The sequence below is a fragment of the Vibrio sp. VB16 genome (assembly GCF_015594925.2).
Taxonomy (GTDB): Bacteria; Pseudomonadota; Gammaproteobacteria; order Enterobacterales; family Vibrionaceae; genus Vibrio.
Window position 1 is genome coordinate 399,309 of sequence record NZ_CP087590.1, and the last position, 19,257, is coordinate 418,565.

At 42.7% G+C, this 19,257-nt stretch carries 15 protein-coding genes, 10 tRNA genes, 2 rRNA genes and 2 pseudogenes; 7 read left to right on the plus strand and 22 right to left on the minus strand.

Annotation, left to right across the window (positions count from 1 at the left end; translation table 11 throughout):
* Positions 1 to 248: 248 nt before the first annotated feature.
* The 4 genes and pseudogenes from IUZ65_RS01930 to IUZ65_RS01945 form a co-directional block, all read left to right on the plus strand.
* Positions 249 to 3,141, plus strand: a 23S ribosomal RNA gene (locus IUZ65_RS01930).
* Between the two features lie 122 nt (positions 3,142 to 3,263).
* A 5S ribosomal RNA gene (gene rrf / locus IUZ65_RS01935) occupies positions 3,264 to 3,379 on the plus strand.
* A 92-nt stretch (positions 3,380 to 3,471) separates the two neighbouring features.
* A tRNA-Asp gene (locus tag IUZ65_RS01940) sits at positions 3,472 to 3,548 on the plus strand.
* Positions 3,549 to 3,659: 111 nt separating this feature from the next.
* Positions 3,660 to 3,908 (plus strand): annotated as a pseudogene (locus IUZ65_RS01945) (IS3 family transposase); the annotation flags it as partial.
* Between the two features lie 26 nt (positions 3,909 to 3,934).
* Here the strand turns inward: IUZ65_RS01945 and IUZ65_RS01950 are convergent.
* The 13 genes and pseudogenes from IUZ65_RS01950 to mutY all read right to left on the minus strand — a co-directional run bounded on the left by IUZ65_RS01950 (position 3,935) and on the right by mutY (position 9,752).
* A pseudogene (locus IUZ65_RS01950) lies at positions 3,935 to 4,971 on the minus strand (IS630 family transposase).
* Between the two features lie 942 nt (positions 4,972 to 5,913).
* Positions 5,914 to 5,989, minus strand: a tRNA-Asn gene (locus tag IUZ65_RS01955).
* A gap of 13 nt (positions 5,990 to 6,002) precedes the next feature.
* Positions 6,003 to 6,078, minus strand: a tRNA-Thr gene (locus IUZ65_RS01960).
* A 35-nt stretch (positions 6,079 to 6,113) separates the two neighbouring features.
* Positions 6,114 to 6,189, minus strand: a tRNA-Asn gene (locus tag IUZ65_RS01965).
* Between the two features lie 19 nt (positions 6,190 to 6,208).
* A tRNA-Thr gene (locus IUZ65_RS01970) sits at positions 6,209 to 6,284 on the minus strand.
* 49 nt (positions 6,285 to 6,333) lie between these two features.
* A tRNA-Phe gene (locus IUZ65_RS01975) sits at positions 6,334 to 6,409 on the minus strand.
* Positions 6,410 to 6,667: 258 nt separating this feature from the next.
* Positions 6,668 to 6,743, minus strand: a tRNA-Asn gene (locus tag IUZ65_RS01980).
* Between the two features lie 36 nt (positions 6,744 to 6,779).
* Positions 6,780 to 6,855, minus strand: a tRNA-Phe gene (locus IUZ65_RS01985).
* 7 nt (positions 6,856 to 6,862) lie between these two features.
* Positions 6,863 to 6,938 (minus strand) — tRNA-Thr (locus IUZ65_RS01990).
* Between the two features lie 58 nt (positions 6,939 to 6,996).
* A tRNA-Phe gene (locus IUZ65_RS01995) sits at positions 6,997 to 7,072 on the minus strand.
* Positions 7,073 to 7,215: 143 nt separating this feature from the next.
* The gene (mltC, locus tag IUZ65_RS02000) at positions 7,216 to 8,349 is read right to left on the minus strand and encodes a membrane-bound lytic murein transglycosylase MltC (protein WP_195702133.1); all 1,134 of its coding nucleotides are present in this window, start codon (positions 8,347 to 8,349) and stop codon (positions 7,216 to 7,218) included.
* A 54-nt stretch (positions 8,350 to 8,403) separates the two neighbouring features.
* Complete coding sequence (locus IUZ65_RS02005) at positions 8,404 to 8,676, minus strand: oxidative damage protection protein (RefSeq protein ID WP_195702134.1); 273 nt, start codon at positions 8,674 to 8,676, stop codon at positions 8,404 to 8,406.
* A gap of 20 nt (positions 8,677 to 8,696) precedes the next feature.
* Positions 8,697 to 9,752, minus strand: coding sequence for an A/G-specific adenine glycosylase (mutY, locus tag IUZ65_RS02010; RefSeq protein WP_195702135.1), 1,056 nt, complete (start codon positions 9,750 to 9,752; stop codon positions 8,697 to 8,699).
* Positions 9,753 to 9,915: 163 nt separating this feature from the next.
* Here mutY and trmB point away from each other — a divergent pair, with 163 nt between their 5' ends.
* A complete protein-coding gene (trmB, locus tag IUZ65_RS02015) occupies positions 9,916 to 10,635 on the plus strand; it encodes a tRNA (guanosine(46)-N7)-methyltransferase TrmB (RefSeq protein WP_195702136.1) in 720 nt (239 codons plus the stop codon).
* Positions 10,636 to 10,707: 72 nt separating this feature from the next.
* On the opposite strand, the gene hemW is transcribed toward trmB, so the two are convergent.
* The 6 genes from hemW to IUZ65_RS02045 are packed head-to-tail and all read right to left on the minus strand — an operon-like array spanning position 10,708 to position 14,961.
* Complete coding sequence (gene hemW, locus IUZ65_RS02020) at positions 10,708 to 11,856, minus strand: radical SAM family heme chaperone HemW (protein ID WP_195704973.1); 1,149 nt, start codon at positions 11,854 to 11,856, stop codon at positions 10,708 to 10,710.
* Between the two features lie 24 nt (positions 11,857 to 11,880).
* A complete protein-coding gene (locus tag IUZ65_RS02025) occupies positions 11,881 to 12,480 on the minus strand; it encodes an XTP/dITP diphosphatase (protein ID WP_195702137.1) in 600 nt (199 codons plus the stop codon).
* 38 nt (positions 12,481 to 12,518) lie between these two features.
* Positions 12,519 to 12,806: a DUF167 family protein YggU gene (gene yggU, locus IUZ65_RS02030; RefSeq protein ID WP_195702138.1), complete on the minus strand. Its 288-nt coding sequence runs from the start codon at positions 12,804 to 12,806 to the stop codon at positions 12,519 to 12,521.
* A complete protein-coding gene (locus IUZ65_RS02035; RefSeq protein ID WP_195702139.1) occupies positions 12,806 to 13,360 on the minus strand; it encodes a YggT family protein in 555 nt (184 codons plus the stop codon). The genes yggU and IUZ65_RS02035 overlap by 1 nt, the downstream gene beginning before the upstream one ends.
* A 41-nt stretch (positions 13,361 to 13,401) precedes the next feature.
* Positions 13,402 to 14,220 (minus strand): pyrroline-5-carboxylate reductase, encoded by an 819-nt coding sequence (gene proC, locus IUZ65_RS02040; RefSeq protein WP_195702140.1) that lies wholly within the window; start codon positions 14,218 to 14,220, stop codon positions 13,402 to 13,404.
* Positions 14,221 to 14,250: 30 nt separating this feature from the next.
* Complete coding sequence (locus tag IUZ65_RS02045) at positions 14,251 to 14,961, minus strand: YggS family pyridoxal phosphate-dependent enzyme (protein ID WP_195702141.1); 711 nt, start codon at positions 14,959 to 14,961, stop codon at positions 14,251 to 14,253.
* A 24-nt stretch (positions 14,962 to 14,985) separates the two neighbouring features.
* On the opposite strand from IUZ65_RS02045, the gene IUZ65_RS02050 reads away from it, so the two are divergent.
* Positions 14,986 to 16,029, plus strand: coding sequence for a type IV pilus twitching motility protein PilT (locus IUZ65_RS02050; protein WP_195702142.1), 1,044 nt, complete (start codon positions 14,986 to 14,988; stop codon positions 16,027 to 16,029).
* A 49-nt stretch (positions 16,030 to 16,078) separates the two neighbouring features.
* Positions 16,079 to 17,155 (plus strand): PilT/PilU family type 4a pilus ATPase, encoded by a 1,077-nt coding sequence (locus tag IUZ65_RS02055; protein WP_229638088.1) that lies wholly within the window; start codon positions 16,079 to 16,081, stop codon positions 17,153 to 17,155.
* A 49-nt stretch (positions 17,156 to 17,204) separates the two neighbouring features.
* Here the strand turns inward: IUZ65_RS02055 and ruvX are convergent, their stop codons facing one another.
* From ruvX to gshB, 3 genes are all read right to left on the minus strand, one after another.
* On the minus strand, positions 17,205 to 17,636 hold the full coding sequence (ruvX, locus tag IUZ65_RS02060; protein WP_195702144.1) for a Holliday junction resolvase RuvX: 432 nt from the start codon (positions 17,634 to 17,636) through the stop codon (positions 17,205 to 17,207).
* Positions 17,637 to 17,697: 61 nt separating this feature from the next.
* Positions 17,698 to 18,261, minus strand: coding sequence for a YqgE/AlgH family protein (locus IUZ65_RS02065; protein WP_195702145.1), 564 nt, complete (start codon positions 18,259 to 18,261; stop codon positions 17,698 to 17,700).
* 18 nt (positions 18,262 to 18,279) lie between these two features.
* Positions 18,280 to 19,227 carry a glutathione synthase gene (gene gshB, locus IUZ65_RS02070; protein WP_195702146.1) on the minus strand — a complete coding sequence of 316 codons (948 nt, stop codon included), beginning with the start codon at positions 19,225 to 19,227 and terminating at the stop codon, positions 18,280 to 18,282.
* Positions 19,228 to 19,257 lie beyond the last annotated feature (30 nt).

Consider the following 19,257-nt stretch of genomic DNA (forward strand, 5'->3'; position numbering starts at 1 on the left):
TAACTGTTTAATATTTGAGTCCGGCAAAATCGAAAATGTTGTCTCGCTCATTCAAATAATGAGGCAACGATAGAAACCTTGGTTGCTATTACAACAACAGAAATGTTGTATTGCGAAGTGGATTTTTGGTTTAGGCAAAGCGCGTTTAAATTTGACGCAGGGAACAACCGTCTGGTTGTGACCAAGCAAATTTAATAAGCAATGCAGAATAAATCAAAAAGACCGAGCAAGACCCTTTGGGGTTGTATGGTTAAGTGACTAAGCGTACACGGTGGATGCCTTGGCAGTCAGAGGCGATGAAGGACGTATTAACTTGCGATAAGCGTAGATAAGGCAGTAAAAGCCACTTGAGTCTACGATTTCCGAATGGGGAAACCCACTAGCATAAGCTAGTATTATTAACTGAATACATAGGTTAATAAGGCAAACCCGGGGAACTGAAACATCTAAGTACCCGGAGGAGTAGAAATCAACCGAGATTCCGAAAGTAGCGGCGAGCGAAATTGGATTAGCCCTTAAGCTTTTAATGATGCAGGTGAAGATTCTGGAAAGTATCGCGATACAAGGTGATAGCCCTGTAACCGACACGTCATTTTAAGTGAAAACGAGTAAGGCGGGACACGTGATATCCTGTTTGAATATGGGGGGACCATCCTCCAAGGCTAAATACTACTGACTGACCGATAGTGAACCAGTACCGTGAGGGAAAGGCGAAAAGAACCCCTGTGAGGGGAGTGAAATAGAACCTGAAACCGTGTACGTACAAGCAGTAGGAGCAGGCATTGCGTCCTGTGACTGCGTACCTTTTGTATAATGGGTCAGCGACTTATATTTAGTAGCAAGGTTAACCGTATAGGGGAGCCGTAGGGAAACCGAGTCTTAACTGGGCGTCGAGTTGCTAGGTATAGACCCGAAACCAGGTGATCTAGCCATGGGCAGGTTGAAGGTTGAGTAACATCAACTGGAGGACCGAACCGACTAATGTTGAAAAATTAGCGGATGACTTGTGGCTAGGGGTGAAAGGCCAATCAAACCTGGAGATAGCTGGTTCTCCCCGAAAGCTATTTAGGTAGCGCCTCGGACGAATACTACTGGGGGTAGAGCACTGTTAAGGCTAGGGGGTCATCCCGACTTACCAACCCTTTGCAAACTCCGAATACCAGTAAGTAATATCCGGGAGACACACGGCGGGTGCTAACGTCCGTCGTGGAGAGGGAAACAACCCAGACCGCCAGCTAAGGTCCCAAAGTATAGCTAAGTGGGAAACGATGTGGGAAGGCTCAGACAGCCAGGATGTTGGCTTAGAAGCAGCCATCATTTAAAGAAAGCGTAATAGCTCACTGGTCGAGTCGGCCTGCGCGGAAGATGTAACGGGGCTAAGCTATACACCGAAGCTGCGGCAACATAATTTATTATGTTGGGTAGGGGAGCGTTCTGTAAGCCGTTGAAGGTGGACTGTAAGGTCTGCTGGAGGTATCAGAAGTGCGAATGCTGACATGAGTAACGATAATGGGAGTGAAAAACTCCCACGCCGGAAGACCAAGGGTTCCTGTCCAACGTTAATCGGGGCAGGGTAAGTCGACCCCTAAGGCGAGGCCGAAAGGCGTAGTCGATGGGAAACGGGTTAATATTCCCGTACTTCTTATAATTGCGATGGGGGGACGGAGAAGGCTAGGTGAGCCTGGCGATGGTAGTCCAGGTTCAAGGGTGTAGGCTAATTTCTTAGGTAAATCCGGGAAATTGTTAGGCTGAGACCCGATGTCGAGTCACTACGGTGATGAAGTCATTGATGCCATGCTTCCAGGAAAAGCCTCTAAGCTTCAGATTATAAGAAATCGTACCCCAAACCGACACAGGTGGTCGGGTAGAGAATACCAAGGCGCTTGAGAGAACTCGGGTGAAGGAACTAGGCAAAATGGTACCGTAACTTCGGGAGAAGGTACGCTCTTGACGGTGAAATCCCTTGCGGATGGAGCTATCGGGAGTCGCAGATACCAGGTGGCTGCAACTGTTTATTAAAAACACAGCACTGTGCAAAATCGTAAGATGACGTATACGGTGTGACGCCTGCCCGGTGCCGGAAGGTTAATTGATGGGGTTAGTCTTCGGACGAAGCTCTTGATCGAAGCCCCGGTAAACGGCGGCCGTAACTATAACGGTCCTAAGGTAGCGAAATTCCTTGTCGGGTAAGTTCCGACCTGCACGAATGGCGTAATGATGGCCACGCTGTCTCCACCCGAGACTCAGTGAAATTGAAATCGCTGTGAAGATGCAGTGTACCCGCGGCTAGACGGAAAGACCCCGTGAACCTTTACTACAGCTTGGCACTGAACATTGACCCTACATGTGTAGGATAGGTGGGAGACTTTGAAACTTCGTCGCTAGATGGAGTGGAGTCGACCTTGAAATACCACCCTTGTATGCTTGATGTTCTAACGTAGGCCCCTTATCGGGGTTGCGGACAGTGCCTGGTGGGTAGTTTGACTGGGGCGGTCTCCTCCCAAAGAGTAACGGAGGAGCACGAAGGTGGGCTAAACACGGTTGGACATCGTGTGGTTAGTGCAATGGCATAAGCCCGCTTGACTGCGAGAATGACAATTCGAGCAGGTGCGAAAGCAGGTCATAGTGATCCGGTGGTTCTGAATGGAAGGGCCATCGCTCAACGGATAAAAGGTACTCCGGGGATAACAGGCTGATACCGCCCAAGAGTTCATATCGACGGCGGTGTTTGGCACCTCGATGTCGGCTCATCACATCCTGGGGCTGAAGTCGGTCCCAAGGGTATGGCTGTTCGCCATTTAAAGTGGTACGCGAGCTGGGTTTAGAACGTCGTGAGACAGTTCGGTCCCTATCTGCCGTGGGCGTTGGAAGATTGAAAGGGGCTGCTCCTAGTACGAGAGGACCGGAGTGGACGAACCACTGGTGTTCGGGTTGTCATGCCAATGGCATTGCCCGGTAGCTAAGTTCGGAATCGATAAGCGCTGAAAGCATCTAAGCGCGAAGCGAGCCTTGAGATGAGTCTTCCCTGGCACTTTACGTGTCCTAAAGGGTTGTTCGAGACTAGAACGTTGATAGGCAGGGTGTGTAAGCGTTGTGAGGCGTTGAGCTAACCTGTACTAATTGCCCGTGAGGCTTAACCATACAACACCCAAGGGGTTTTGTGGACTCAATGTAAGAACATTGAATGTGTGTGAACTTTTATTTAGGTCAGTAATCCAGATTATTAAAGTTTTCTAAGTTATTAGGAAGCTTTACCAAATTTGCTTGGCGACCATAGCGTTGTGGACCCACCTGATTCCATGCCGAACTCAGAAGTGAAACGCAATAGCGCCGATGGTAGTGTGGGGTCTCCCCATGTGAGAGTAGGACATCGCCAGGCTTTAATATCGTTTTATCTTTTTTAGGAAAGATAAGGCAAAAACAATCAAAGCTAAGTTTTATAAGACTTCGATTGTCGTAAGAATACCATGTGGAGTGGTAGTTCAGTTGGTTAGAATACCGGCCTGTCACGCCGGGGGTCGCGGGTTCGAGTCCCGTCCACTCCGCCAGTTCTTACAAGAAAGTTCAGAAGCCTCAGCAGAAATGCTGAGGCTTTTTTGCGTTTATTGTCTCGTCCTGAAATGTGTTTACATATTGAGGACTTTAAAATGGACAATCCAACACCCAATCGAGCTCAAAAACACTATGGTATTCAGGGACGCAGCACCATGCTCATGTGGCTAAGAAAGCATGGTAAGCTAGATTGGTCGAAACCAATTTATGTACCCAATATGCCTAAATCAAAAGAGACTCCAGCTCAAAAAATCATGCGCCTCGAACGTCAACTAGAAGAAGAAAAAATGAAGAATATCGTCCTTAATGGGATGGTTGATATCATGGATAAAGAGTATGGGGCAGGTTTAAGAAAAAGTACAAGTAATACCAATCTGGAAAATTAACTGATCAGGTCTACCCAAGTCCTTGAACACATTCTTGTTACCCTTTTTCTGCTCTCTAGGAAACTATTCCATGCGGAACAAATTTGGGAAACGATATCTTCGTAATCTTCAAAACTTTGGTTTGCTAGATAACGTTGTCGTAACCAACTCCACACTTGCTCAATCGGATTGAGCTCTGGTGAATAGGGAGGCAGTTTGATGATACTCACGTTATCAAATTCGTTAGCGATGTCATCTGTATGCCAGCCAGCGCCGTCCATAACCACGACAGCATGTCTCCCTTTTTCTGTCATATCGGCTATTTGCTTTAAGTGCTCAGTCATAATGTCTTTGTTGACCCAAGGCACGACCATAGCTTCTCCAATTCCTCTGCTAGGACAAACAGAACCGAACAGATAAGCGTACTCAAATTGTTGTTGTTTTATCGCTCTTGGGCGTGTTCCTGTTTCAGCCCACAAACGAGTTGTGGTGTTCTGTTGTCCGAATCTAGCTTCGTCCTGAAACCAGATATCAACGTGCTCAAGCCCAATGTGACCGGGGATCTTAAGGATCGTTTCTATTTTGAATTTTTTTAAAATCCTCTTGGATTTCATCTGACTGTTTAGGGTGTTTCGAACGAGATGTTATCCACGAAAATCCCATATGATTTAGTAAATAATAGATAGAGTCAGGGTGGTAGTGTTGACCAAATTTCTGAACAATATATGTATGAATGTCACTGCCAGTCAGTCGACCACCTGATGAGTTTTCAGCTTCTGTTTTGATGTATTGGCTGAGTTGCTCACGTTGAGCCAGAGTCAAAAATGCTGGTCTTCCAATTCGTGGTTTTTCTTGGAAACCATCGATACCTTCTTCTAGAAAGATTTGAACCCATTTATTCACGCTGGTTCTGCTCACTTTAAGAGATTTTGCAATTTGGGTTCTAGAAGCTCCGTCTTTGAAGTGTGCCAAGGCCAAAAAAACGCATTTTCATCTGCATAGATTTTTGCTGACTAGCAAGCTTTTTGAAGTCGATATTATTGAAGCTATCCATTGCGATATTAGGTTGATTCGGGAAGCTTCAATTAGATCATATTTTTACTTAGATTGGTATAAACGCAAAGGGAGTCCCGTCCACTCCGTCAGTTCTTACAAAAAAAAGTTCAGAAGCCTCAGTAGAAATGCTGAGGCTTTTTTGCGCTTTAAGTCAATAGGGATAAGGAAAGTTACCTGAACGACAATATGGTTGCCATGGAGCTGACTCAATGGGCAAAAGAGTAGGCGCATTGCTAAGCGTACAGGGGGGCTTTTAGCGGACGGTGGAGTGGTGTCCATATTAACTAATTTATAGAAGTTGCTATTAGCCTCTCTAATCGCATCTAATACATTAAACTTATAAGTTGACCCACAATGTAAAATCTTAGCTAAAGAGGCTTGAAGGTCCTTAGGGGCTCCTTTGCAATGTAATGCGGCGTGACCTATTAATCTTTTTCTCTTTGTCTGGGATAGGGAGGAAACCTATTCAATAGTCGAGGCAAATTAGTTCGACCTCTGCCCCATCTAATAAATAACCGTCATCTTCGATCTCCCAATATTTATTGTTAATTTCAATGTTGGAAAAGATCGCTAAAAATGGCCTCTCTAGTGGCTTCAGATATAGGAGAACGCCAATAGATATAAAAGTCCATAGTTGAACCGTTTATCTTCATTGTGGGAGGTTCCAGAGCCGCCAAGCGCTACTGCTTCAACTTTTGGTTCGGAAGAAAGATTAGCACGAGTTGAGTTATATTGTCAGGTAGCATGTGTGGCATGCCCCCTTAGAGATGAAACTTCATTAATTATGGCTAAAGGTAAGGCAAACATAACGAAAGCGATCTTATCAGTTTTATCGTTTGAATTTGAAACGAGTTTGTTTGGCCGCAATCGATGAGTTTGTAGGGATACTGAATGAACAAGATCAAAAAAAGCCACGTCTTTCGACATGGCTTTTTGAAAGTGGCTCCCTTTGCTGGACTTGAACCAGCGACATACGGATTAACAGTCCGGCGTTCTACCAACTGAACTAAAAGGGAACAGATTTTGTGATGGTGCCGACTACCGGAATCGAACTGGTGACCTACTGATTACAAGTCAGTTGCTCTACCTACTGAGCTAAGTCGGCGCCGTAACATTAAGCGTCTGCGTAATGTCTAAATGTGGCTCCCTTTGCTGGACTTGAACCAGCGACATACGGATTAACAGTCCGGCGTTCTACCAACTGAACTAAAAGGGAATTGTAACATTAAGAAAAATGGTGCCGACTACCGGAATCGAACTGGTGACCTACTGATTACAAGTCAGTTGCTCTACCTACTGAGCTAAGTCGGCCCGTATTTTTCTTTTAAATAGATGTTCATTTGAACACCAATTTTAATTATGGTGCCCGGAGGCGGAATCGAACCACCGACACGAGGATTTTCAATCCTCTGCTCTACCGACTGAGCTATCCGGGCAACGGGCGCTATTAAACGGTTTTTCTCTGTTAAGGTCAATAGAAAATAGCAAAAAATATTGCGTTTGATGATTTTTTATACTTAACGAGCTGTTTAGTCTAGTTAGTAGGCTTGAAAGCACTTGTTTGTATAGAGAAAGGAACTCTGAAAAGAATGATTTATTAATGAAAAAGCAAGTAAGAAAGCATAAAAGGTGTTGATAGCGATAAGTGATGGCATAAAAAAAAAGCCACCTCTTGCGAGATGGCTTTCTAAATGTGGCTCCCTTTGCTGGACTTGAACCAGCGACATACGGATTAACAGTCCGGCGTTCTACCAACTGAACTAAAAGGGAATTATGATATTTCGTAGAAACAATATATCAATAATATGGTGCCTCGAGGCGGAATCGAACCACCGACACGAGGATTTTCAATCCTCTGCTCTACCGACTGAGCTATCGAGGCAAAAAAATGGTGCCGACTACCGGAATCGAACTGGTGACCTACTGATTACAAGTCAGTTGCTCTACCTACTGAGCTAAGTCGGCGCACTTAATTTTTTTGCTTACACGTTGAAGTCGTTATTACCGACACCAATGTTTATTATGGTGCCCGGAGGCGGAATCGAACCACCGACACGAGGATTTTCAATCCTCTGCTCTACCGACTGAGCTATCCGGGCAACGGAGCGCTATTAAACGGATTTTCGAGCCTATCGTCAACTTGTTTTTGCAAAAAAATGGCAAAAAAGTGACTGTTTGGCGCGATTTTAGTCAATTTGAACTTTTACGCTGAATATTTGCTCTCTTAAATGTCTGACTAGTCTTAGTTTGCGTTAAAGTCTTTTTTATAATTCGTTACTTTTTGTAGGTATTTTCTCGACTCGTTATTTGCATGTTTTTGAGTCAGTGCCCAGTAAACTTGATTAGGTTGCAGTGAATTCAGTTTTGTCATTGCGCGACTTCTACTACCTCTATCAAATGTATTCAATACACCACCTGTCCCACCATTATAAGCAGAAATCATGCTGTACTCTAAAGATAGAGTGTCGTTAACGTCTTTTAAGTAGCGGTTTTTTAAGATATAAAAATATGCCGTGCCAGTGTCTATGTTCTTTTCAGGATCGAATAAGTATTCGGGGGTCGGAATGCCTGGTTTTTTCTTAACCAGTTTAAATACGTCGGCACCTGCTGTTTTGGGAACAACCTGCATCAGACCATAAGCGTTAGCCCAACTGACTGCGTACGGGTTAAAGCTGCTTTCCGTCTTAATAATTGCGTAGATTAGGTCTTCAGGGATGTCGTATTTTTTGGACGCTTTTTGCACAATATTCGCGTATTTGTAACTTCTCACTTCATAGTGCTCTTTTACCATAGGTATTTCGACGTAGAAGGCTTTTTTGAAATCAACATTTTTGGTTTTTAGTTGTGTGGCGATCAGGTAATCTGCAAACCTATTTGCACGCCATCGCCATTGGATAGGTTGATTTTCATGATCAACGACCTGTTTGTAAAGGAACGGTTGCCCCTCTAGCGTGATACTAGACGAAGAAAATAGGTCGACACTTGCAGGATCATCAGGTGTTAAAAGCGTAGTAATAATTGCATTTTTTAAGTGTTTTTTTGGATCTGTTGGCGACACTGTTTCTACGACAATCGTGCCATCAGAGAAATTCACTTCAGAGCGGCTCAGATAATTGTCGATGTATTTAACGTAATTAATTTTGCCTGCCATTCGAATTTCATGGCTGCCCCAGCGTTTTTCAATACTTCCGGAAAAGTTGCCTATTAAGGCATCTAAGGCACCTTGATCTTTCTGAAATTGGCCGGGCAGTTGTGCTAAATGTTTTGCGAATCGATTGGTAGGTTGATAGTCAATGTCATAGAGATGGTTTTCAACAAACTCACGACTACAACCAACTAAAGCGACCAACAGTATTGAAACTATATATTTTTTCATATGACGTATAAACAACAAAGATGGCGATAAGCCATCTTATTAGACTATTGTGAGTTATTGAGTTGGCGGCGTATAGCCCTCAATAACAATATCTTGACCTTCGAATAGAAACTTGACCATTTCGCCTTCGAGTAATTTTCTATGTTCAGGATCCATCATATTGAGTTTTTTCTCATTGATCAGCATAGTTTGCTTACTTTGCCATAGTGCCCACGCTGGTTTTGAAATATTGTCAAAAATACGTTTGCCTAATTCTCCCGGGTAGAGTTGAAAATCTAGCCCTTCACCTTCTTTTTTCAGGTGTTCACAAAATACGGTACGACTCATAATTTTTCCTTCGTTGGTTCTCAAACATGCACTTCAAAAGGAAGGCTTAGTATCAACTGCTTAACAGGAGCAGCCAGACCAACCTCTTCTGGTTGAGATATGTTATACCAGAGACCCTTCGTTCCTTCCATTATCAAATCAGGTTGCTTGGTTAATTTGATAAGTACTGGCGTAATGTCGAGATGGTAGTGGCTAAAAGTATGTCTAAAGCTTATCAACGTTTTGTGGACCTCAACATGGTCATCATGTATTGAGCGAATATTTAGCTGATGGGACAAATCTGAGTTGCTGTTGTCGGGAAAGCAGTACAACCCTCCCCAGATACCAGTTTGCGGCCTTTGTTCTAACCATACTTTATTGTCGTGATATAGAATAGCGAACCACGTTTCTTTTACTGGTTTTTCTTTTTTTGGCTTCTTGGTTGGAAACTCTAGCTGTCGCTCTTGTTTCTTGGCTTCACAATGGTCATTAACTGGGCAGAGTGGGCACTTAGGTTTACTTCGCGTACAAACGAGTGCGCCCATGTCCATCATTGCTTGATTGTATCTATCAACGTCAATAAGGGGAGTGTGTGTTTCTGCTATCGCCCAGAGTTGATTTTCGACACTTTTTTTCCCGGGCCACCCGTCAATCGCAAATGCTCTGGATAAGGTACGTTTAACATTTCCATCAAGTATTGCGTGAGGCTGCTTTAAGACGGAAGATAAAATGGCGGCAGCGGTAGAACGTCCCACTCCCGGAAGGGCGTTCATCTGTTCTACGTCATGTGGAAACTCCCCATTATGATGCTCGACCACCATTTTGGCAGCTTTGTGCAGATTACGTGCTCTAGCGTAGTAACCTAAGCCAGTCCATAGGTGAAGTACTTCATCCTGGTGAGCGCTAGCAAGGTCATCGACGGTTGGAAACTTTTCTAAAAAACGGTCAAAATAGGGAATGACGGTAGTGACTTGAGTCTGCTGTAACATGATTTCTGACAACCAAACTTTATAAAGCGTTTTATCTTTTTGCCATGGTAGGCTTTTTCGGCCAAAGGATTCGTACCAATTTAATATAGCGCCTGCAAATGGAGTCACGACATTCTCTTTTCTGTTTTTATTTGTAGCGAAATTGCACCACAATTAAGGATGTGTGTAAAACACATATATATTAAGGGTATTTTTTAAAGAAAATTCCTTGCACCATGGATGAAACTTTGGATAATCCACGCTTTGATTGAACAATGAACAGGCAAAGCCGATGAGCGAAGTAACGACAAACGAATATACTGAAGATGGTAAGTTAGTACGAAAAATACGTAGCTTTGTACGTCGTGAAGGACGCCTAACAAAAGGTCAAGAAGCGGCTTTAACAGAATGCTGGCCTACGATGGGTATCGATTATCAAGATACGCTGCTAGATTGGCAGGCGGTTTTTGGCAATGGTAATCCCGTTGTATTAGAGATTGGTTTTGGTATGGGGGCGTCATTGGTAGAGATGGCTAAAAACGCGCCAGAAAAGAATTTTATTGGCATCGAAGTACATAGCCCTGGTGTTGGTGCCTGTTTGAGTTTGGCAAATGATGCCGGTGTGACTAACTTGAGAGTGATGTGCCACGATGCGGTTGAAGTATTCACTCATATGATTCCAGATAACAGTTTGACTACGTTACAACTGTTTTTCCCTGACCCTTGGCATAAAAAACGCCACCACAAGCGCCGCATTGTTCAATTGGATTTTGTCGCTATGGTACGTCAAAAATTGGTTGTTGAGTCAGGTGTTTTCCATATGGCAACAGATTGGGAAAACTATGCTGAGCATATGATTGAAGTAATGAACGAAGCGCCAGGTTACGAGAATATCGCGTCTGATGGGGATTATATTCCTAGACCAGAAGAGCGACCATTAACCAAATTTGAAGCGCGTGGCCATAGGTTGGGTCATGGGGTTTGGGACATTAAATACAAACATGTAGGTTAAGAGATTACCGAGTGTCAGGTGTAATGCTAAAGAGCTTGATTTATTCCTTAGCTTTACACCCGCGAGTCCTTATTACATAAACCCTTCTAACAGGTCATTTAAAAACAGTTTTCCTTTTTCTGTTACCTGCCAAGTATATTCACTTTCCTGTAAGTACCCTTTCGCTACTGCCCAGTTTATTTTAGGTTGGATAACATCAATGCTTAGTCCTGTTGTTTCAATGAAATCTTGTTTTGGACACGCCTCGATGAGTCTAAAACGATTCATAAAGAACTCAAATGGACGATCGGCATTTTCTACTTCTGTTTCACTTTGTAAATAGGGTTTGATGAGATTTAAATAGCCTTTAGGGTGTTTTACTTTGGTTGTTCTGATGATTTTACCATCGGCGAAGCTGAGCTTACCGTGAGCGCCACAACCAATGCCTAAATAGTCACCAAAACGCCAATAGTTCAGGTTGTGTTGGCACTGATAACCGGGTTTACTGTAGCCAGATATTTCGTACTGGATATAACCTGCACCAAAGAGTTTCTGATGACCTAAATCGAATATATCCCATAGTGCATCATCATCCGGTAATATCGGTGGTTTTGAGTGGAAAAGCGTGTTTGGTTCTATAGTTAGTTGATACCAAGAAAGATGAGGAGGATTAAGCTCAATGGCTTTTTCGAGATCAGTGAGAGCCTGGCCTACCGTTTGATCTGGTAGACCATGCATCAGGTCCAAATTAAAGCTTGTTAAACCTATCTTGTGAGCAAGTTTTGCTGCGGTGATCGCTTCTTCCTTACCATGGATCCTTCCTAACCTTTTTAGCTTGGATTGCTCAAAGCTTTGTACGCCAATTGATATTCGAGTTACCCCTTCCTTTTTATATTGCTCAAAACGCTTGGCTTCAATGGTGCCAGGGTTGGCTTCCATGGTGATTTCAATATCTTCCTTGAAGGGTATTCGGTTACCAATTTCTTTTAACAGCCGTCCAATTTCGTGAGGAGATATTAAACTAGGTGTCCCACCGCCGATAAAAATAGAGTGTAACCTTCGATGGTCTTGTTCGATGGAATAACGTGATATATCGGTATCTAAATCTTCAATTAGGGCGTCAATATATTGCTTTTCTGGGATCTTAGCTTTTAGCGCATGAGAATTGAAATCACAATAGGGGCACTTTTGAACACACCATGGGATGTGAACGTAAAGACTGAGGTTTGGTGGTGTTAGCATCGGTTTTGACGGGGTAAACATAGGTTATTGTTCGCTACTTAATGTGGCAAATAATTGTTTTAGCGCTTTGCCTCTGTGCGATAACTGTTTTTTCTGAACGGAATCAAGTTCAGCCGATGCACAGTTTGTTTCGGGTACCCAGAAAATAGGGTCATATCCAAATCCATTTTTGCCGCTTGGTTTCGTCAGAATTCTGCCTTCCCATTTTCCGTGGCAAACAATGGGAGTTGGGTCATTTTCGTGTTTCATTAATACTAATACACAGTGAAAACGTGCCGTTCTTTTGTCTTCAGGAACATCAACCATATTGGCTAACAGCTTATCTAAATTCTGTTTATCTGTCGCGTTTTCACCAGAGTAACGAGCAGAATAGATGCCTGGAGCACCCAACAAACTGTCGACTTCAAGGCCTGAGTCGTCGGCAATAGCAGGTAAGCCTGTTTCTTTGGCAGCATGTCGAGCCTTTATTATGGCGTTCTCAATAAAAGTGGTCCCTGTCTCAGCTACTTCTGAAACATTGAATTTACTTTGAGCGAATACATCAAAACCAAAATCAGAGAGTAGGTCTGCCATCTCTTTTACTTTGCCTTGGTTTCCTGTTGCCAATACTATTTTCTTTGTCATAGGTGTGTACTTCGTAATCAATTGAATTTAAAAAGCTCTCACAAGAGAGCTTTAATGATATCTGGGATGTGGGAAGGAGAGCTTACTCTTATTTGCTTATGCCTGCCTAATTCACCTTTTTCTATCTTAATATCACCTTTTGCAGTTTTAAATTGCTTAGATAAAAACTTGGTTAAATGGGCGTTAGCTTTTCCGTCTACTGGTGGTGCCGTAATTGCAATTTTAAGCTCTTCTCCATGCAGGCCAACAATTTTGTCCCTGCTGGCCTTTGGTTGGATATAGAGCTTAAGGACAAGATCATCGAGATCTTGTGTGATTGCTGACATTATAGCTGTAGCCAAATAGGTCCAATAAGATCGCTCATCAGGAAGTTGGCAAATTGAAGCCCTATAAACAATACCAACACACTTAAATCAAAACCACCCATCGCTGGAATGATTCGACGAATTGGTGCGAGTAATGGATCGGTTAATTGATGGAATACAAATTCGATTGGGCTGCGGCCTTGACTTACCCAGCTCAATATCGCCCTTAGAAGGAGTACCCAGAACAATAAACCGCCGGCGGCTTTTAATAGCGATAAGAAACCATATATTAAGAAATCGACACTAAAGACGAGCGTCCCATTTGCAACTAGAATCAAGGCAACAAATTTTATAACACACAGTAAATAAGCAAACAGTACGGTGGATAAATCTAAGCTACCTATCGACGGAATGATTCGGCGAAGCGGGCCGACAATCGGTTGAGTGGCCTTAATTATAAATTGAGAAAAAGGGTTGTAGAAATCGGCGCGAGCCACTTGTAACCATATCCTCAATAATACCACCATGATATAGAGATCAAACACGGTGGAAATAAGAAAGTTCATTGAATTCATTGTGGACCCTTAAGGTTAAAACTAAACTGGTTAATTGGTAATTAGAAGAGCTTTTCCATCTCTTCTGCTCTAGAAACGGCGGCTTGCATTGCTTTGGCCACAATCTCCGTAAGTTGGTGTTCATTAAAAGTGCGTAAGGCCTCGGCTGTTGTACCACCTTTTGAGGTAACCTGTTCTCTTAATGTAGAAATATCGATATCGGCATTTGCAATGACCATTTCAGCTGCACCAAGGGCAGACTGTTGGATAAGTAACCTTGCGGTCTCCTTGTCAAAGCCTTGAGCTATCGCTTCATTTTGCATTGCTTCCATAAACAGGAAAAAATAAGCAGGAGCGCTTCCAGCCGCAGCAATGACGTTATTAATAGCAGATTCTTCGTTAACCCAACATACTTTGCCTACGGCCTGCATAAGTTGGCTGGCGAATGTTTTATCAGCGTCACTAACCAATGGTGTGGCATAAAGGCCGCTCATCCCTTTACTTACTAATGCTGGCGTATTAGGCATGACTCGAACTAAGTTAACTTCAGTTTCTAAAAACGTATTTAGTCTCGTTGCAGAAATGCCAGCGGCTATTGATATAACCAGTTTATTTGATAAATCGACAGTGGTTAATCCACCGCAAACTAATTCCATAATCTGAGGTTTTACCGCTAGCACAATAACATCAGCACTGTTGGCCGCTTCTGCGTTGTCCCCTGTGGTATTGATATCATACAGAGTCGTCAATAAATCGCGCTGTTCCTTATTTGGGTCTGTGGCTATAATGTTGCTTGAATCATATCCACTTGATGTAAGCCCTGCAATAATTGAGCGAGCCATATTACCAGCTCCAATAAAGGCGATTTTTCTGTTTTCCATTGACTGACCTCTTCCGTAATTAACAACAAATTAAGATGTAGTAGGGTAATCTCTAGCACCAAAAATAGCGGTGCCAATACGTACCATCGTGCTTCCAGCCTGAACAGCGGCTTCCATATCACCACTCATGCCCATAGATAGTGTATCTATTTCTGCGTATTTATCAGCGAGTTTCTGTTGAATAACGGCTAATTGAGTAAAAGCGTTCAACTGAGACTCATAGTTGGTTACATTTGCTGGAATAGACATCAATCCTCTTAAAGTGAGGTTAGGAAGGGAATAAATCAACTCAGCTAATAAAAAAACTTCTGCTTCATTAATACCTGACTTAGATTCCTCCCCACTTGTGTTTACTTGTATTAAAACTTGTAAAGGTGGTAATTCGTTAGGTCTTTGGTCGTTTAAGCGTTGAGCAATCTTGCCTCTATCGATAGAGTGAATCCATTGGAAATTTTCGGCAATAGGTTTGGTTTTATTGGATTGGATTGGACCAATGAAGTGCCACTCTAACCCTGCATTGTTAAAGTTTTTAGTAAAATACTGTGCCTTTTCGACACCTTCTTGGACGTAGTTTTCACCGAATGCTTTTTGTCCTGCCTCGATCGCTGCTTCTATGGCTTCTATGGGTTTGGTCTTACTCACGGCCAAAAGTTGCACGGAACTTGGTTCTCGACCACACTTATGTTCGGCAGTGCGCATCTGTTTAGTGACCTGTTCAATATTTTGTTGAATACTATACATAATTGACTTTATTAAGGAATTTATATGGATATCACTGAGCTATTAGATTTTAGTGTAAAACATAATGCCTCAGATCTACATCTTTCTGCTGGTGTTGCCCCTATGATACGCATTGATGGCGATGTTAGGAAGCTAGGTATTCCTCCTTTAAGTCATTCTGAGGTGCATCACCTGTTATTTGAAATAATGACGGATGCACAAAGAAGTGAATTTGAAGAGAAGCTTGAAGTCGATTTTTCGTATGAGATTCCACAAATAGGCCGATTCCGCATCAATGCTTTTAATCAAAGACGTGGGTGCTCAGCTGTTTTGCGCACCATCCCAATGGATATCCCTACGCTAGAAGAGTTAGATGCACCAAGTATATTTAGTGAAATTTCCGAAATGGAAAAAGGCTTGATATTGGTCACTGGGCCAACGGGTTCTGGAAAATCAACAACGTTAGCGGCAATGGTTAATCATATCAATCGTAACTTTAATAAGCATATATTAACCATCGAAGACCCAATTGAATTTGTGCATTCAAATATTAAGTGTTTAATTAATCAACGTGAGGTGCATAAAGACACCCATAGCTTTAAGGCCGCGTTAAGGTCGGCACTGCGTGAAGACCCAGATGTCATTCTTGTTGGTGAATTAAGGGACCAAGAAACCATTAGTTTGGCGTTGACGGCTGCAGAAACGGGTCATTTGGTATTTGGTACTTTGCATACAAGCTCAGCGGCAAAAACGATTGATCGAATTATTGATGTTTTCCCAGGAAGTGACAAATCGATGGTTCGGTCAATGTTGTCTGAATCTCTTAAGACCGTTATTGCACAAAAATTATTGAAAAAAATTGGTGGTGGCCGAGTTGCATGTCACGAAATTATGATGGGCACACCCGCAATCCGAAATCTTATCCGAGAAGATAAAGTTGCCCAAATGTATTCCATTATTCAAACGAGCTCTTCCGTTGGTATGAGAACAATGGAACAGAGTGCGAAGCAGCTGTTGGCGAAGAATATCGTCGACATTGATGAAGTAAATAAGAAAATTGAGATGGAGGCGATGTCGTTTGGGTCATAAACCGATGGATCTTAACAAGGCTGTTGATATTAATACTCTTCTGTATGAGATGAGCGTCAATAAAGCGTCAGATATATACATTACGGTCGACTCGCCTTGCCTGCTGCGTATTGACGGGCAATTGCGTGCCATCGGAGAAAAACTGAATAAAGAGAGCGTCTCTTTTTTGCTTAATGCTCTGATGGATGATGAAAAAAAATCGGAATTTGATCGAACCAAAGAAGCGAACTTTGCGATAGTACGCAATAGTGGCCGATATCGTGTGAGTGCTTTTTTTCAACGAGAGCTGCCTGGTGCTGTGATAAGAAGAATCGAGACAGAAATCCCTACCTGTGATGAATTGATGCTCCCAGAGATAATGAAAGAGCTTTCCGTTGCAAAAAGAGGACTCGTTTTGATTGTCGGTTCTACTGGTTCAGGGAAATCGACCACCATGGCAGCAATGACTGGATATCGAAATCAGAACAGAAGCGGTCATATTTTGACAGTGGAAGACCCAATTGAATTTGTTCATGAACATGACCAATGCATTGTTACGCAAAGGGAGGTTGGTGTTGATACTGAAAGCTATGAAGTGGCATTAAAAAACTCACTTCGCCAAGCACCAGATATGATCTTAATTGGTGAGATTCGTAGTCGTGAAACTATGGAATTTGCCATGACATTTGCCGAAACAGGCCATCTATGTATGGCGACATTGCATGCAAACAATGCGAATCAAGCGTTAGAACGCATTCTTAATCTGGTTCCTAAAGACCATAAAGAACAGTTTTTATTTGACCTATCGAGCAACTTGAAGGGCATAATTGGTCAACAGTTGATTATAGATAAACATGGACAAGGCCGACATGGTGTTTTTGAGGTATTACTTAATACACCAAGAGTTTCCGATCTTATTCGGCGCGGTGATCTTCATGAACTGAAACCAACAATGGTTAAATCAGCAGAATCAGGTATGAGGACATTTGACCAGTCGCTTTACCAACTTGTGGTAGAAGGCAAGATCACAGAAGTTGATGCACTACACAGTGCTGATTCTGCAAATGATTTGCGACTAATGATGAAGACAAATAGGGGCGAACTCGACAGTAGTGCATTGTCAGGTGTAAAGGTAGATATGGGGTAATTAAAACTCGAGCTGACGAAAATAAGTATTATTACAACGCCTATTTTCGTTAGCGCCACTGAGATTCAAACCAACTTTCCAGGATAACTACCGCTGATTGACAGTCAATATTACCTTTACTCAGTGCTTTATAGCCACCCATCTCGAATAGGTCAGCTCTCGCTTCTGCTGTTGAAAGACGCTCATCATGCAGTTTTACAGCAAAACCAAACCGTCCATGTAGTCGATTAGCGAACTTCTTTGCTTTTGGGGATATGGTTTCTAGTTCTTTACCGTGTAGATCAGTAGGGAGACCAACAACAATTAGATCGGGTTGCCACTCTTTAAGCATTTTTTCAATATCCCCCCAATTTGGAATGCCGTCGTTAGCCTTAAACGCTTTTAATGGTGTTGCTGTACCCGTTATCTCTTGCCCAACGGCGCTACCGATACTTTTTGTACCAAAATCGAAAGCAATAATGGTTTTAGAATTTGAACTCATTTTGTACTCTTAGTTATTGAAATGTATTGCTTCTATTGAATGACAGGTTTTTAACCGATGTTTAAGCATGTCCCGTATCTGCCGACAACTGACTTGGCTCAACGCCTAACATCTGCACGGCTTTTTCCCATCTTTCTTGTACCGGAGTTTCAAATATCACCATTGGATCAGCCTCTACGGTTAACCAGGAGTTTTCCGCTAATTCATTTTCTAGCTGTCCTGCTGTCCAACCGGAATAACCAAGAGCAACAATATAGTTGTTAGGTTCTGCTTCTGTCCCCAATACGCTCAATATGTCTTTGGACGTGGTGACACTAAGGCGATCGGTCATTTGAATACTAGAAAGGTATTGATCTTTCGGTTCATGAAGAATGAAGCCTCGATCTTCCGATACGGGGCCTCCGTTAAGCACTGAGGCTTCCAAGCTCTCTTTATGGATCTGTGGGTGAACAGAGTCTACATCTACTTTTTTCAACATTCCGCCTACTGTAATGTTGATAGGAGCATTGACCACAATCCCCATTGCACCGTCTTTACTATGCTCGCAAATATAAATCACTGAGCGATGAAAAAGCGGATCTCGCATGTTAGGCATTGCAACTAAAAAGTGGTTAGCTAAATTCATATAGACTCCATTACCCGATCATTTATTTACTCGACGCTCTATGGCATCCATCAACTTGCCTGTAATTGATACATCGAATGCGGCTTCTATTTCTTTAATACACGTTGGGCTGGTGACATTTATTTCCGTCAATCTGTCACCGATAACATCTAGACCGACAAATATTAACCCTTTCTCTTTTAGTGTCGGAGCGACAGCCATTGCTATTCTTCTGTCCGTTTCACTCAATGGTCTCGCTTCGCCTCGGCCTCCTGCAGCAAGGTTACCACGGGTCTCTCCTTCTGCTGGGATACGAGCTAAACAGTATGGCATCGGTTCACCGTCGACCACTAGAATGCGTTTATCACCATTACTGATATCCGGAACAAATGTCTGAGCCATGGCATAATTTTGCCCATGATTGGTTAGGGTTTCGATAATGACTGAGACATTCGGATCGCCTTTCTTAACACGAAATATTGACGCTCCACCCATTCCATCTAATGGTTTTAAAATAATATCGCCGTGCTCTTCTTGAAAAGCTTTAATTTTATCGGACTTACGAGTCACTATTGTCGTTGGTGTGAGATCAGGGAACCAAGCGGTAAACAGTTTTTCATTACAATCACGTAAGCTTTGTGGCTTATTAACAATTAAAGCACCGTTTTCTTCAGCGCGCTCTAAAATGTACGTCGCATAGATATATTCGGTATCAAAAGGGGGATCTTTACGCATTAAAACAGCATCTAATTCAGAAAGTTCGATGGTTTGCTCTGATCTGAATTCAAACCATGAATTAGGATCTTCTTTTAACGTGACTATTTTGGTATCTGCAATCGCGACACCTTGTTCTAGGTGAAGATCGTTCATCTCCATATAGTGAATTTCGTAGCCGCGTTTCTGTGCCTCAATCATCATGGCAAAGCTAGAATCTTTTTTAATATTAATGGACGAAATTGGGTCCATTACTATGCCTAATTTAATCATTGTGTTCTCCTCTGTTTAGGGTCGCCAAGG

Excerpts from the sequence above, each read along its gene's own strand:
- mltC (WP_195702133.1), bottom strand. The coding sequence starts at position 8,349 with ATGAAAAAATATATAGTTTCAATACTGTTGGTCGCTTTAGTTGGTTGT.
- IUZ65_RS02005 (WP_195702134.1), bottom strand. The coding sequence starts at position 8,676 with ATGAGTCGTACCGTATTTTGTGAACACCTGAAAAAAGAAGGTGAAGGG.
- trmB (WP_195702136.1), top strand. The coding sequence starts at position 9,916 with ATGAGCGAAGTAACGACAAACGAATATACTGAAGATGGTAAGTTAGTA.
- hemW (WP_195704973.1), bottom strand. The coding sequence starts at position 11,856 with ATGCTAACACCACCAAACCTCAGTCTTTACGTTCACATCCCATGGTGT.
- IUZ65_RS02025 (WP_195702137.1), bottom strand. The coding sequence starts at position 12,480 with ATGACAAAGAAAATAGTATTGGCAACAGGAAACCAAGGCAAAGTAAAA.
- yggU (WP_195702138.1), bottom strand. The coding sequence starts at position 12,806 with ATGTCAGCAATCACACAAGATCTCGATGATCTTGTCCTTAAGCTCTAT.
- IUZ65_RS02035 (WP_195702139.1), bottom strand. The coding sequence starts at position 13,360 with ATGAATTCAATGAACTTTCTTATTTCCACCGTGTTTGATCTCTATATC.
- proC (WP_195702140.1), bottom strand. The coding sequence starts at position 14,220 with ATGGAAAACAGAAAAATCGCCTTTATTGGAGCTGGTAATATGGCTCGC.
- IUZ65_RS02045 (WP_195702141.1), bottom strand. The coding sequence starts at position 14,961 with ATGTATAGTATTCAACAAAATATTGAACAGGTCACTAAACAGATGCGC.
- IUZ65_RS02050 (WP_195702142.1), top strand. The coding sequence starts at position 14,986 with ATGGATATCACTGAGCTATTAGATTTTAGTGTAAAACATAATGCCTCA.
- IUZ65_RS02055 (WP_229638088.1), top strand. The coding sequence starts at position 16,079 with ATGAGCGTCAATAAAGCGTCAGATATATACATTACGGTCGACTCGCCT.
- ruvX (WP_195702144.1), bottom strand. The coding sequence starts at position 17,636 with ATGAGTTCAAATTCTAAAACCATTATTGCTTTCGATTTTGGTACAAAA.
- IUZ65_RS02065 (WP_195702145.1), bottom strand. The coding sequence starts at position 18,261 with ATGAATTTAGCTAACCACTTTTTAGTTGCAATGCCTAACATGCGAGAT.
- gshB (WP_195702146.1), bottom strand. The coding sequence starts at position 19,227 with ATGATTAAATTAGGCATAGTAATGGACCCAATTTCGTCCATTAATATT.